The organism is Methanoculleus sp. DTU007 (genome assembly GCF_001512385.1).
Lineage (GTDB): Archaea > Halobacteriota > Methanomicrobia > Methanomicrobiales > Methanoculleaceae > Methanoculleus > Methanoculleus thermophilus.
In genome coordinates this window covers 30,461-43,683 of sequence record NZ_LFRO01000102.1, presented here as the reverse complement: position 1 = coordinate 43,683, position 13,223 = coordinate 30,461, and the positions used below count along the sequence as shown (strand labels likewise).

The 13,223-nt window shown below is 58.2% G+C and carries 13 protein-coding genes; 7 read left to right on the top strand and 6 right to left on the bottom strand.

Features of this window, described 5'->3' with window-relative positions; genetic code table 11:
- The 3 genes from ACI94_RS10240 to ACI94_RS10230 all read left to right on the top strand — a co-directional run.
- Positions 1-1,791, top strand: a 1,791-nt coding sequence (locus ACI94_RS10240; RefSeq protein ID WP_286681393.1) for a PAS domain S-box protein, incomplete at its 5' end; no start/stop codon positions are given.
- Positions 1,737-2,333 carry a methyl-accepting chemotaxis protein gene (locus ACI94_RS10235; RefSeq protein WP_286681392.1) on the top strand — a complete coding sequence of 199 codons (597 nt, stop codon included), beginning with the start codon at positions 1,737-1,739 and terminating at the stop codon, positions 2,331-2,333. The genes ACI94_RS10240 and ACI94_RS10235, both read left to right, overlap by 55 nt.
- Before the next feature lie 15 nt (positions 2,334-2,348).
- Positions 2,349-2,831, top strand: a complete 483-nt coding sequence (locus ACI94_RS10230; protein WP_066956369.1) for a chemotaxis protein CheW — start codon at positions 2,349-2,351, stop codon at positions 2,829-2,831.
- Between the two features lie 129 nt (positions 2,832-2,960).
- Here the strand turns inward: ACI94_RS10230 and ACI94_RS10225 are convergent, their stop codons facing one another.
- The 5 genes from ACI94_RS10225 to ACI94_RS10205 form a co-directional block, all read right to left on the bottom strand.
- Positions 2,961-3,845, bottom strand: a complete 885-nt coding sequence (locus ACI94_RS10225; protein WP_066956371.1) for a thiamine pyrophosphate-dependent enzyme — start codon at positions 3,843-3,845, stop codon at positions 2,961-2,963.
- Complete coding sequence (locus ACI94_RS10220; RefSeq protein ID WP_066956374.1) at positions 3,842-5,500, bottom strand: 2-oxoacid:acceptor oxidoreductase subunit alpha; 1,659 nt, start codon at positions 5,498-5,500, stop codon at positions 3,842-3,844. Before ACI94_RS10220 ends, ACI94_RS10225 begins: the two co-directional genes overlap by 4 nt.
- Positions 5,501-5,640: 140 nt before the next feature.
- On the bottom strand, positions 5,641-6,387 hold the full coding sequence (locus ACI94_RS10215; RefSeq protein WP_066956377.1) for a hypothetical protein: 747 nt from the start codon (positions 6,385-6,387) through the stop codon (positions 5,641-5,643).
- Between the two features lie 54 nt (positions 6,388-6,441).
- Positions 6,442-7,575: an NAD(P)-dependent oxidoreductase gene (locus ACI94_RS10210; RefSeq protein ID WP_273259105.1), complete on the bottom strand. Its 1,134-nt coding sequence runs from the start codon at positions 7,573-7,575 to the stop codon at positions 6,442-6,444.
- A 194-nt stretch (positions 7,576-7,769) separates the two neighbouring features.
- Entirely contained in the window at positions 7,770-9,359 is a 1,590-nt protein-coding gene (locus ACI94_RS10205; RefSeq protein WP_273259106.1) for an FMN-binding glutamate synthase family protein, read from the bottom strand.
- Between the two features lie 202 nt (positions 9,360-9,561).
- Here ACI94_RS10205 and ACI94_RS10200 point away from each other — a divergent pair, with 202 nt between their 5' ends.
- Positions 9,562-10,041 carry a hypothetical protein gene (locus tag ACI94_RS10200; protein WP_066956972.1) on the top strand — a complete coding sequence of 160 codons (480 nt, stop codon included), beginning with the start codon at positions 9,562-9,564 and terminating at the stop codon, positions 10,039-10,041.
- Between the two features lie 49 nt (positions 10,042-10,090).
- Here the strand turns inward: ACI94_RS10200 and ACI94_RS10195 are convergent, their stop codons facing one another.
- Entirely contained in the window at positions 10,091-10,771 is a 681-nt protein-coding gene (locus ACI94_RS10195; RefSeq protein ID WP_066956385.1) for a 2,5-diamino-6-(ribosylamino)-4(3H)-pyrimidinone 5'-phosphate reductase, read from the bottom strand.
- A gap of 218 nt (positions 10,772-10,989) precedes the next feature.
- Between ACI94_RS10195 and ACI94_RS10190 the strand changes: the two genes are divergently transcribed.
- Genes ACI94_RS10190 through ACI94_RS10180 form a run of 3 tightly spaced genes read left to right on the top strand, consistent with a single transcriptional unit; the run spans position 10,990 to position 13,189 of the window.
- Positions 10,990-11,709: a PAS domain S-box protein gene (locus ACI94_RS10190; RefSeq protein ID WP_286681391.1), complete on the top strand. Its 720-nt coding sequence runs from the start codon at positions 10,990-10,992 to the stop codon at positions 11,707-11,709.
- Positions 11,709-12,818, top strand: a complete 1,110-nt coding sequence (locus tag ACI94_RS10185; RefSeq protein WP_286681390.1) for a PAS domain-containing sensor histidine kinase — start codon at positions 11,709-11,711, stop codon at positions 12,816-12,818. The genes ACI94_RS10190 and ACI94_RS10185 overlap by 1 nt, the downstream gene beginning before the upstream one ends.
- Positions 12,782-13,189 carry a two-component system response regulator gene (locus tag ACI94_RS10180; RefSeq protein ID WP_066956391.1) on the top strand — a complete coding sequence of 136 codons (408 nt, stop codon included), beginning with the start codon at positions 12,782-12,784 and terminating at the stop codon, positions 13,187-13,189. Before ACI94_RS10185 ends, ACI94_RS10180 begins: the two co-directional genes overlap by 37 nt.
- Positions 13,190-13,223: the final 34 nt, after the last annotated feature.

Sequence of the window (13,223 nt, the reverse complement as noted above, 5' to 3'; positions counted from 1 at the left end):
GCCGATGCCCGGACGGTCCTCCTGAAGAACCCCCTTCCCATGGTCCTCACCGACGTCGGCCTCAACGTCCTCGATCTCAACGATGAGGCGCTCGAACTTTTCGGATGGAGCCGCGAAGAGGCCCTGCACCTGAACATCAAGGACATTGACATCCTCGACCTGAATGGCAAGAGCGTCGCCGACGCCGTGCGCGAGAAACGCCCCATCTCCAGCGAGTTGAAGATCCGGTGCCCGAAGGGCATCCTGTTCCTCAAGACCTGGAGCATTCCTCTGCTTGACGCCGCCGGCAACGTCAAGAGAGTGCACATGCAATTTGTGGACGTCACCGCGGAGAAGAATGCGGCTGCGGATACTGCCGCCTGGTATGAGTCGATCCTTGACGCGGTCCCATTCCCCATCTCGGTCACCGATCTTGAGATGAACTGGACGTTCGTCAACAGGGCCACGGAAACCTTCCTCGGGCGGACGAGGGCGGAGCTCATGGGCCGGCAGTGCAGCGAGTGGCAGGCAAACATCTGCAAGACCCCTAACTGCGGCATCGCCTGCCTCCGGCGCGGGCAGCACCAGACGCTCTTCGAGCAGAACGGCGGCAACTTCCAGGTCGACGTCTCCTACATCAAGAATGCCCGGGGCGAGAACGTCGGCCACGTCGAGATCGTGCAGGATATCTCGGTTATGGTCAAAGCCTCCAGGTACATGGAGGGCGAGGTCCAGCGGCTTGCCGGCAACCTGAGCCGGCTTGCGGCGGGGAACCTGGACTTTGACACCAATATCGCCCCTGCGGACCGGTACACCGAGGACGTTCGGCGGAGTTTCGTCAAGATCATGGAGAGCCTCACGAGTGTCCGCGACAGACTGGGTGCAATGATCGAGGATGCCGAACTGCTGGAGCAGGCAGCGCAGGACGGGCGCCTGCAGGTCCGGGCCGACGCCACGCGGCACGAGGGTGAGTTCCGCACAATCATCGAGGGTCTCAACGCCACGCTGGACGCGGTCGTCACGCCGCTTACCGAGGCGAATGGTGTCCTCCAGCGGATGGCCGTCAATGACTACACAGTGCGGATGACCGGCCAGTATCAGGGAACCTATGCGGAGGTCGCGACGGCCATCAATCGGGTCATAGACCAGGTCAACCGCGTCGCCGATGTCTTTGAACGGATCAGTCATGGTGACCTCTCCGACCGCGAAGCGCTTGCGAAAATCGGCCGCCGTTCTGAGCAGGATCGGCTTGCCCCGGCCGGTCTGCGCACTTTGGAGGCCCTCCATACCCTGGTTACCGAGACTGAGATGCTGACTCGTGCGGTCCAGAATGGGCAGCTCGGCGTGCGTGCCGATGCAACACAGCACGAAGGGGAGTATCGCAAGATCGTGGAGGGGATCAACGAGACCCTGGATACCATCGTCGTTCCCTTCAAGATGGTAAAAGAGGCTATCGCCCAGCTCGAGAGCAGCACGCAGGAGACGAGCAAGAGTTCCGACGAGATTGCAAAGGCGGCCGAACAGGTGGCGGTGACGAGCCAGAAGTGTGCAGACTTCTCAAGGCAGGTGCTCAAAGAGATCGAGGGCATCGGGAACCAGATGGCGGATCTCTCCGCCTCCAACGAGGAGATTGCGAGCACTGTGCAGGAAGTGCTCTCTGTGAGCAATGAAACGGCCCGGATCGGAAAAGGGGTCTGGAACTTGGAGAGGCCACCAAACAGAAGATGGCTGCCGTTGAGGAGATCTCCCGGCAGAGCATGGAAGAGATCGTCAGGCTCAACGGACAGATGGCCGAGATCGGCAAGATCGTGAAACTCATCAACGACATCGCCAACCAGACCAACCTCCTCGCGCTCAACGCCGCGATCGAGGCCGCCCGGGCCGGGGAGCACGGCCGCGGGTTCGCGGTCGTCGCAGGCGAGATCCGCAACCTTGCCGGAGAGTCCAAGAAGGCGAGCCACAACATCGAAGACCTTATCGCCTCGATCGTTGCGAACAGCAATAGGACCGCAACGAACATGGAGCAGGTCTACGCGGAGATCGAGGAAGGCGTCGAGAGCGTCAACCGCACGATCGCCGAACTGAAGAAGATCGTCTCCGGGGCGGAGACGGTCAGCGGCGATGTGGGTGAGATCGCCCGGGCTATCGAGAACCAGGCGAACGTCGGGAACCGCGTTGTCGAGGCGATGGACGAAGGAACCCGCCTGATCAAAGAGACCCAGGCGCAGGTGGAGAACCTGGCGTCTCTCTCTGAAGAGACGAGCGCTTCGACCGAGGAGATCGGGAGCGCCGCGCACGAACTCAACGACATGGCAGGCAATCTCAAGGCAACCATGCAGCGGTTCTCCTTCTAGAGCGGGGTGTGGAGAATGGCGACCATAGGTGTTGTTGAGTTCCAAGTCGGGGGATCACTGTATGCCCTCGACATCCACCTCGCGCAGGAGATCGTCGAGATGATGCCGATCACGCCGGTGCCGAGAGCACCGCCCTACCTCGAAGGGATCATGAACCTCCGGGGCGAGATCACCAACATCATCAACCTCAGTCAGCTGCTGTGCCTCTCCGAACAGGAGAGGACCGAGAATCAGAAGATCATCGTTCTGGCTCCCGAGGCCTCCGGCGGGTCGAAGGTCGGGATCGTCGTCGACGACGTCCTTAGCGTCATCCAGGTCGCGGAGACGGACGTCGAACGGCTGGACGCAGCCATCTCAAGCCAGGCCTACATGAAGGGGATCATCAAACTTCAGGGCAGCGACGGGCTTGACCGGGAGAAGAAGGGCGAGAAAGACCTCGTCATCTGGATAGATATCCAGAAGGCCCTCGGGGATCTGGTGAACGATCGGGGTGCGTGATGGAATGGGGTGGGGAAGGACCGTCCTCCTCATCCTGGGGCACGCGGCCGGCCCTGAACCGTGCGGTGCTTTCCGCAAGACCCTTCTGATGCAAAGTTGCTTCTGTTATTTTAGCGAAATACTGAGTTTTCAACGCCATTCCTCGAGCAGCCTTCGGATGAGTTCTCTCTTATCGGGCCTCCCGGCAGTGAGCGCCTGAAAATGCTCCTCGTAGATGGGTTTTTTCGCCGAATAAAACGTCCCGAGTGCGATAGGCGCTTCCCGGTCGTAGTTCCACTCACGTATCTTTGCAAGAGCGCTCTCGAACCGCCCCGTATCGACATCCCCCTCCCGCAGTTCGTAGGTGTGCTTGTTGTAGTAATCGGTCAGATTGAAGTAGGTCGCGCAGATCTGGAGAACGTCGACGAACGAGAACCCCCTGTGCATGATCGCTTCTTTGAAGAGGCCTTTTAGGTGCTGGACCTTCTTTGTGTAGCCACGCGCGATGTGGGTCGCCCCGGCGGCGAGCATCACCTCTAGCGGGTTTATGGGATGCTCCGTGATCCCGCCGGGGGTGGAGCGCCCTTTAAACCCGGTGGGCGATGTCGGTGTGTACTGCCCTGTCGTCAGCCCGTAGACCCGGTTGTTGTGGACGATGACCGTGATGTCGCTGTTTCGTTTGGCTGCGAAGATGAGGTGGTCGAGCCCCTCGGCGTAGATATCCCCGTCCCCGACGTGACAGATGACCTTTAAGTCCGGATTTGCCATCCGTATCCCGGTGGCCGCCGGGATCGAGCGGCCGTGGATGCCGTAGAAACTGTTGACGCCCAAGTAGTCGACCAGTTTACCGTGACATCCGATCCCGCCGAGGAGGACGAAGTTCTCGAGAGGTATCCCTTCCTCCTCCGAGAGCTCGGCGATTGCCGACTTCATCATATGCTGGATCGAGAAGTTGCCGCACCCGGGGCACCAGGTGTTCTGGACCGGGGTGATGAGTTCCCCTGCCGTCTTTCCCGCAGGCTGTTTTGGTTTCATACAAAGACCTCCGCAAGGCGCGCCTCGAGTTCATCAACCGCAAACGGCCGCCCGTCGTACTTCAGGATCGATCTCCCCGGGTCGAACCCATGCTGCCTGAGTAATCGTGCGAGCTGGCCGGTGGCGTTATTCTCGACGCAGACGACCTTCCCCGCCCCGATCATCGCCTCCTTCCAGGCGCGGACGGGGAACGGGGCGAGCACCAGCGGCTGGACGACCCGAGCCTCGAAGGCCTCGGCAGCCTCGATGCACGCCCACTTCTCCGATCCCCAGCAGATGATCGTTTTCCCGGCGTCGCGTGCGCCGTATGTCCTCACGACCGGGTAGGCGCCCAGTTCCGCCGAGAGACTTGCACCCTTCTTGAGCATCTTCTCCCTCAGTCTCCGTGTCTGATCAGGCGCTTCCGTGGTGAACCCGGCCTCGTCGTGGGCGTAACTGTTCACCTTCACGACCGCGCCCTCCCGCCCCGGGAAGGCAAGCGGCGATACCCCCTCCTCGGTCAGTGCATAGCGGCTGTACTCTCCATTTCCATCCCAGAGCAGTGGTTCCTGGTCCGGGTGCGGGACGACGGCATCGATATCGAAGGAGAAGGCGCCTTCCGCGAGCGTCTTGTCGGTCAAGATAATAGAAGGCACCTGATACTTCCATGAGAGCATCAGAGCGGTCGCCGACCAGACGTAGGCTTCATCGAGGTCGCCCGGAGCGACGACGAGTCGGGGGAACTCTCCCTGGCCTGCGTTCAGGATAAAGTGGAGTTCGGTCTGGGCAGTGTAGGTGGGGAGGCCTGTGCTCGGGCCGGGGCGTTGCCCCATCACGATCGTCACCGGGAGTTCCGCCATCCCGGCAAGGGAGAGCCCCTCGGTCATCAGGCAGAACCCGCCGCCAGATGTACCGACCGCAGCCTTCTTTCCGGCGTAGGCAAGGCCAAGGGCCATCATGACGACGCTGATCTCGTTTTCCGGGTGGAGGACCTTGATAGAGAGGTCCTCCGCCCGTTCCGCAAGGAAGTGGAGGAGGTTTGACGTCGGGGTCATCGGGTAGGCGATATAGGTATCTAGCCCGCCGTGGACGAGCCCAAGCCCCGTGACCTCGTTTCCGGTCAGGACGGGAAGCGTCGGAGCACCGAGCGGTTCGACGGAGAAGACGGTTTCCACGGCATCGTAGCCCCGGCCGGCGACCCGGAGGTTTGCCTCCAGGTGCTTTTCCGGGACGGCGGCGCGGAGGACATCCTCAAGGACCTCTCGGCCGATGCCCGCCGTCCGCGCGAGGGCACCGAGCATCGCGGAGTTCTTGGTGATCGGGGGCGCTTTCTCCTCTTCGATTATTCTATCGAGCGGGAGGCCCTGGCCTATCCCTTTTGCCACCTGAGAGGCGTCGTAGATGACTGTCGTGCCTTCGTGGATCCGTTCCCGGTGGGTCTCAATGCCGTTCTGGTCGAAGGCGAGAAGGATATCGACCCGGGTACGGTGTGCTCCGATTGCCTTATCCGAAGCGCGGATGATCGCGAAGTTATGCCCGCCGCGGATGAGCGATGGGTAATCGAAATACATGTAGGTGCGGTATCCGAGCCGTGAGAAGAGGCGGGCAATGGAGAGGCCTGCCGTGTTGATTCCTTCGCCGGCCTTGCCGCCGATCAGTACCGAGTATTCGCTCATGGTATTCGAGTGTGGCGTACCGCGGTTGCGGGTATATAGATTGTGCCTCCGGGGAAGAGGGGCATGAGGGCTGCGGGGCAGCAAAGGACGCAAAAAGGAATGGGCGGCAACCTTCGCCCCTCACGTCCATCATGGTACCCTTACCGCACAATCGGCGACGCTGTCTTATCGAAGGGGTTTGAACGCACGGCAAGCGAGAAGAGGTAGGGATAGTTCTTCTGGAGGTATTCCATGTAATTGAGCCATTCTCCTATGAGCAGGCTGTATGCCCGCTTGATGTCCACGGTGAGGTGGGCAATATCGGTCTGTGGGAGAGCGGAAAAGTCGCCCCGGCGTTCGAGTTCCTCGGTCAGGTGGAATACAGCCCGGAGGAGGTTGGTGAATGACTCGTGCTCCAGGAGGACAGGGTTCTCAAGCAGCCGCAGAAGGAATCCACGCCGCTCTGTAAGGTAACGGCAGAGTTCTTCAAGATTCGCGGCCCCGACGGAAAGGTTGCAACGATGGCTGCGAAGACGGTCGCGCACGCGCGAGAACCTCTCCGGCGTCCAGGCCTCCGTTACGATGAGTTCCTGCCTTATCTCCTCTAGATCTCGGTCGTGTTCCGAGAGGGAGGTGAGGAGTCCGGAGCCGACCTCCGAAAAGAATGCCCCGATGACCATATTCATCTTCTCCAACCGTTCGCGTTTGGCCCGAATGCTTAAAAGCTGGTTTAAGATGAGCGTCACAAGAAGGACATTGATCGGTAGAAAACCGAGGGCGTTGAAGATATACTGGTAGGTATTCTGGGGATCTCCGAGCAGGAGGTCTTTTACGACGTATATCACGACCGAAGAAGCAACCAGGATGATCCCGAGCCGTACTTCCCAGGTCCTAAGACTGAGATGCATGATTTAGAGAAAGTACAACTGCCGGGAAAATAATGGTTGGGCCCCGGGCAGCCTTCAAACGTGGAGGCGCGATGACGCCGGAGTCTTGAGGTGCAGCTTGGGCCTTTGCAGGCCTGCAATCTCTCCTCGAACCCAGGCGACGAGATCGAGCAGCCCCTCCTCAAGGGAGACCTTCGGCTCGTAGCCGAGGGCCTCCCGGGCACGGCTGATATCTGCAAAGCAGTGGCGGACGTCACCGACCCGGGCGGTCCCCATGATCTCGGGCGCAAGGTACTCTCGTCCGGTTATCGTTGCAAGGAGGTCGACGACGGTCCGGAACGTATGAGGGCGGCCGCTCCCTATGTTGAACGTCTCATAGGCAGCTCCTGGCGACTCCAGGGCCAGGCGGAAGGCGCGTGCCGCGTCGTAAACGCTCACAAAGTCGCGCTGCTGGTATCCATCCTCAAAGAGGCGCACAGGAAGCCCCTGGAGGAGACGGGATGCATATTCGGTCAGCATGCCGGAGTACGGGCTGGCATAACCCTGATGCGGTCCATAGACGGGAAAGAGTCTGAGGATGGTCGTCGGAATGCCGTATGCCTCGCCGATCATCCTGCACATCTCCTCCTGGTTGTACTTGGAGACGGCATAGATCGAGAGTGGTGATGCTTCTTTCGTCTCCGGTGTGGGAAGGGGATAGATCACTTCGCCGTCAGGGCTCCGGGGTTCCCAGTTTCCCTTTGCAATATCCTTGGGCGAGCGCCTGATCTTCGGGTAGACGGTGCCGTTGTACGAACAGTACAGGCCTTCTCCGTAGACGGCAGAGCTTGAGGCGACGATGAGCCGCTCGATGGGATGGTCGAGCAAGGCCTCGAGGAGGACGGCTGTCCCGATGGTGTTGACGCTCGTATACTTCTCAATCCGGCACATGCTCGGCCGTTCTCCAACGACCGCCGCAAGATGGATGACGGCATCCACCCCCTCCAGGGCCTCCTGCAGATGCTGTGGGTCACGTATATCCCCGACGAGGACTTCGGCCCGCCCATCAAGATGGCCGGGAGGCTGCCTGTCTGGACCGTGCACCTGCGGCGTCAGGTTGTCAAGGATCCGGACATGATAGCCGTGCTGTAGCAGTTCCGTCGTGAGATGTGAGCCGATGAATCCAGCCCCACCGGTGATGAGGAGGGTTGGATTTGTGTCCGTATGCATGGTATATCAGGGAGACCTGACGCGCTCTTTACATTAAATATTATCGCGATAAATAAATAAATTTAAAAATTGGTGATTGGATGGATCCTCCCCTCCAGAGTTCTTGATTCCCGATCAATCAAGCGCTCTGGAGGTGGTCTGCGCCCATTGCGTGGTATGGACGTTTATCGGTGCTGCTGGTGCTGATGTGTAACTTATGAGTCGAGGATTGCCTCGGCGGCGTCGCGGTAGGCCCGCATTACGTATGGGATGCCGGAGACTGCTTCCGCCTCTTCGGTCAGGGCCATCAGATCGTTCCGGGAGATTGTCTTGAGGCTGAAGTTCCGCGTCCCGGCCATGATCTGCTGCAGTCCGGTCCTGAACTTCTGGGTGTAGGTGTAGACCCCCACCGCTCCGAGCGGGATCTCGTCGATACGGTCGGGGTACCTCTCCTTGAGCTGCTCGTAGCAGACGAAGATCTCCTCTTTTGTGCGGCCGTACTTCGAGACGGTCTTTGGGAGCTCGCCGGCTTCGAGCCACTTCGCAATATTCTTCCCGACCATGCCGGGGATCATGAGGGCACGGCCCATACAGACGGCCTTGGTGTAGGGGCTCCCCATGGCGAGCGCCTTAAAGACGTTTGCCTCATCCGAAAACCCGCCGGCGATGGCGATGTCCGGAACCCGGATGCCCCGTTCCCGAAGCCGTTCGGCGAACTGGTAGGCGAGGGACTCGATGTAGAAGGTCGGTATCCCCCACTCGTTCATCATCGGCCAGGGGCTCATCCCGGTGCCGCCGGGTGCGCCGTCGATGGTGAGGAGGTCAATCTTCGCCTCGGCTCCGTACCGAAGGGCCATCGCGAGTTCGACGGCCGAGTAGGCGCCTGTCTTGAGGGTAACCCGCTTAAACCCGATATCCCGGAGCCGGTCGACCTCCTCAAGGAACCCCTCCCGGGTGACGAAACCGAGACGCGAGTGCCTCTCGAACTCCTTTATGGCCCCGTTCCGGAAGGCTGCCTGCACTTCGTGGATCCCCGGATCGGGGAGGACGACGTAGCCGCGATCTTTTAGCTGATTCGCCCGGTCGAGGTTGCCGACCTTGATCTCGCCGCCGATACACTTTGCACCCTGGCCCCACTTCAACTCGATCGTCTCCAGGTTGTGCTTTGACGAGACGTACTCGGCGGTCCCAAGCCTTGTATCCTCCACGTTCATCTGTACCAGGAGTTCGCCGTACTTGTCGTGGAACTGCCGGTAGGTCTTGATACGGCGGTCCATCTCGGGCGACTTGCTGATCTTTCCGGTGTGGTCAAGTTCGAGCCCGGGGTCGACACCACAGACGTTCTCTCCGCAAACGAGGGTGATGCCCGATATGGCGGCTCCGATAGCGAAGTGCTCCCAGTTTGCCCGGGCACTCTCGGTCGACCCGAGCGCCCCGGTGAAGATGGGGACCCGCATCGGGACCTTGATACTCCATCCATACTCTGTCCTGGTATCAACATCCGGGAAGAGTGCGGTGTCCGGGCCGGCCTCGATACCCTCCGGCAGCCCTTTTGCACCCCTGGCATAGCCCTGGATGTTCAGGTGCGAGTAGTCGACCGGATAGTTCTTGTCCGCACCAGCGGTGATCTCCCCGTACGGGCCGGGATAGAGGACCTCCCTGCCCCGGAAGGAGGAGAGCCAGATCTCACAGGATCCCTTGCAGCCGTCGACGCACCGGCTGCAGATGCCTGACATGGGCACGACATCCCGGGAGCGGTTGCTCGTTCCAGTCGCGTCGTTGGCGTTCGGTCTTCGTAGGTTCATCGTTGCACCTGATGTGGATAGAAATTTCCTTCCAATAATTATAAATCTTTCTATTGCCCGATCCGGGACAACTTCCTGATGTCTTTTTGGTCACTATTCGAGGTCGGGATCTCCATAAACCAGGCATTTTTATACAATATTCCGGGAAATTTGTCGCGGACCTTACGAAACTATGAAATATCATGATGCGCATGATCGGATCATGAACTTCAGGTTGCTATCCGCTCTGATCGTTCTGCTGCTCGCGTTCTCGTTTGGCGCTGCCTGTACGGGAGCTGGCAGTGACGTCGGGCCGTCCCCGACTGAGACTACCCCGATTGAGACTCCCGGGAGTACGGCAACGCCTGTCTCCACATCAACAGTCTCGCTGACACCCGGTCCGACGCAGACGATGCCGCCGGGAAAAGAGGTTGAGTTCCAGATTACGGGCGGATTCCCCTCACGGGTTACGAATGATCTCTACATCGCGTTCCGCGGCGGTGCAGGGAAGACCTTCGTAAAGAGCATCGACGTGCGTGTGACTAAGTCGACCGGGGAGGTCGTCACCGATAGCCTGCAGCCGATCACCGGCGAAGAACTGATCATCCAGAACGCAAAAGGAGAGAACCGGGTTGAGATTACCATCTCTCTCATCACGGGCGGTTCCTACAAGGTTATAGATCAGATTGCAGTGGTTCCGTAACACTCTCGCCTCTTTTTTCTAAAAAGGCGACCCTCCGGTAGAGATCTCCTTACCTATTCTCGACGCTCCACCGTATCAGGAGACCGTCATCGAGCTGAACGGCCTCGATCAGGCGCAGTCGCGCAAAGTCTGCTTCCCGGAGAAAACCCTCTCCGTCGGCAGGCGTGGGGGCGTCCTTTCCGCCGATGACGATGTTGCCGATGAATGTCTGGAGTTCATCGACAAGCCCCTGCTCAAAGAGTCCCCAGATCAGGGTCCCGCCCCCCTCGACCATCAAGCGTCGGACGCCCTGCCGGTATAGTTCCTCAAGCAGGGCTTGGAGATCGACCGAATCTTCGCCGGTGACGACGACGGTGGCGTGCTCTCTCAAGGCCTCTACCCGCTCTCGGGGCGCCTTGCGTGAGACGGCGATGATACGCTTACCGGTTCCCTTGTGGAGGATATCCGCATCGAGCGGTGTCCGTGCTGCACTATCCACCACGACGCGGATGGGATGCTCGTCTTTTCCTCCCGCTCTTCGCTCGGCACGGAGGTCCGGGGATTTGACGGTGAGCGAGGGGTTATCCGCAAGCACGGTACCGATGCCGACCATAATGGCATCACTCGCCGCTTTGATCCTGTCGACGCGTGAAAAATCCTCAGTTCCCGAGATCTTGACCTGTCGTCGCTCTTTTGTTGATATCTTCCCATCCGCGCTCATGGCGATGTTAACAAAGACAAACGGGCGCATATTTTAGGGTTAAACGACGATCTTCATATTCTCTCCTCTTTGGTCTTTTCTGCCAAATCCTCTCTTTTTTGCAAAATCGAGGGACTCTGTATTACAGAAGACCGAGTGGTATCTCCCCATTTTTATGAATGGTCTCTATCCATTGCTTCAAATTCCGAATGGTATATAGCCTCGTTCGATAAAACCTTGTACTTCGCATGTCTTTTAATCGCTGTCCTGTGAGCCATTCTAGAGAGGACATCTTCATCGATACAGATATTGTAAAAATGATTGTTCTGGTGTCCCTCTCTCTAGTGTCACTCATACTGACAGCGATTGAGCAGGTTAGCAGCAACCCTATCAGTCCCCTGATCTACTGCATTCCTATTCTCCTTGTAGCGCTCTGGTACCCTCAAAAGAGCCTTCTGTTGACCACGTTTTTGACTGTCGGATTTGTACTTATCCAACTCTACCAGGCATCTCTTGGCAATCTCATCAATCCGGTGATGACGGGGCTGCACACGATCTTCCTCTTCTGGTTCTGTGGGGCCACAACGCTCTTTACCCGTGACTCTCGCCTGGCCCTCTCCCGGTATAGACAACTCATAGAGAATTCTCGCGATGCAAAGTTTCTCTGCGACCCGGATAGTCTCCGGTTGCTCTGCGTCAGCAGGCGGTGCGCGGATATACTCGGTTATACTCCCCTGGAACTCATCGGCGTCCCGGTGGAGTTGTTCTGGGCCGACGAGACCTGTAAGGCGCGGTTTACAAGCGAGATGGAGCGGGAAGGCTACATTGGGAACATGGAGATGCCACTACGTGCACAGAACGGTGATACACGCTTGGTCTTTCTCTCCTGCCGAAAATTGGAGCCAGATACATATATGAGTGCACGATTGTGGACCCTAGCATGCTCCAGGGTGAGCGTGAGGACCTTGTTCGGTCAAATGAGCGCCTGATGGAACTCATCCAGCAGTCAAACGATATCTTCTTTATGCAGGACGTAGACGGACGCATTCTCCACTTCTCCTGGCTGCATGCCCCAGAACATGGGATCTCTCCTGCCGACCTCATCGGAAAGGGTGTGGATGCCCTCCTGCCCGATGATCTTAGCGCACAGCACATGTCATGGGTCCGCAGCGTAATCAGCGAACGAAAGAATGCCTGCTACGATCTCGATATCGAGCTTGGAGGGGTTCACCATACATTCTCCGTCACACTCGCCCCGTATACCGGCACTGACGGCGCACTTATCGGTGTTGTAGGGTCTGCGCGGGACACCACCGAGATACGAAGACAGAGGATTGCCTGCAGGCAGATGGCCTGGGAGGTGGACCAGTGGAAAGGGCTTGTTTCGAATGTCTCCCACGAGTTGCGCACACCGCTTCAACCGCTCATCGGTTACCTCGGTATACTCGCCGATGATCCAGAGTATTATGGTTTAAAGGGCGAGACTGAGAAGTATCTCAGAACCTGCCTTGAGTGCGCGAGGCAGGAGCAGGCGGTGGTGGAGAGGATGGTCAAGTTGAGTCTGGTCATGACGGATCATATCGAACTTGCCATTCAGGACATACATCTCCGCTCCCTCATCAATTCCATCATATCGAGGGGTGGGTATGAGAGTGAAGCCGAGATCGAGAACGAAATCCCTGAAAATGCTCATATCTGGGGAGATCCCGATCTGCTTTACCAGGCTCTCGAGAGCCTGATATCGAATGCGGTTAAGTATAATGAACCGCCAAAGAAGGTATGGATCCGGTATGCGGGATCAAATAACAATCATTATATTATGGTGTGCGATAATGGCATCGGTATCCCTGCGGATATTATCGGATCGATCTTTGGGCCGTTATTTATCGGAGGTACCCAAGAAACGAGCCACAATTGCGTGCATTCAGGCCTGGGGCTTGCGATCGCGATAAAATATGTCCGATTACACGGAGGGGAGATATCAGTGACAAGTGAGGTTGGCGAAGGAGCACCTTCACCATCAGAATACCAAAGGAGGCATAAACTGTGGGAAATGCGATTATGGTCGTTGATGACGACCTGCCAACGCTTGAGGTAATGGAACTCCTGCTCAAGAAGATCAACCGTGAACCTCTTCTGGTTCACAACGGTTGGGACGCCCTGCGGATGCTCAAGAAAGAGAAGCCTGCTCTCATCATCCTCGACGTGATGATGTCTCCCATCGATGGGTGGCAGTTCCTGGAGGAGTTGAAGAAGAATGAAGAATACAAGGATATTCCGGTCTTGCTCTTTACTGCAAAACATGTCTGGCCTGAGGAATATTCCCGATACGCGAACGACATCGTCGGCGTTCTAGAAAAGCCGATCTCGCTTGCTGAGTTGAAGGCAGCCCTGGAGAGAGCCCTTCCTGGGGACGCCTCTTCTCGCATGGATAATGCCCACTGCACCCCGCAGGTCAGGAGCGGGTAGCCTATTTTAGAAGCATCACCAGCCCCATAAGCCG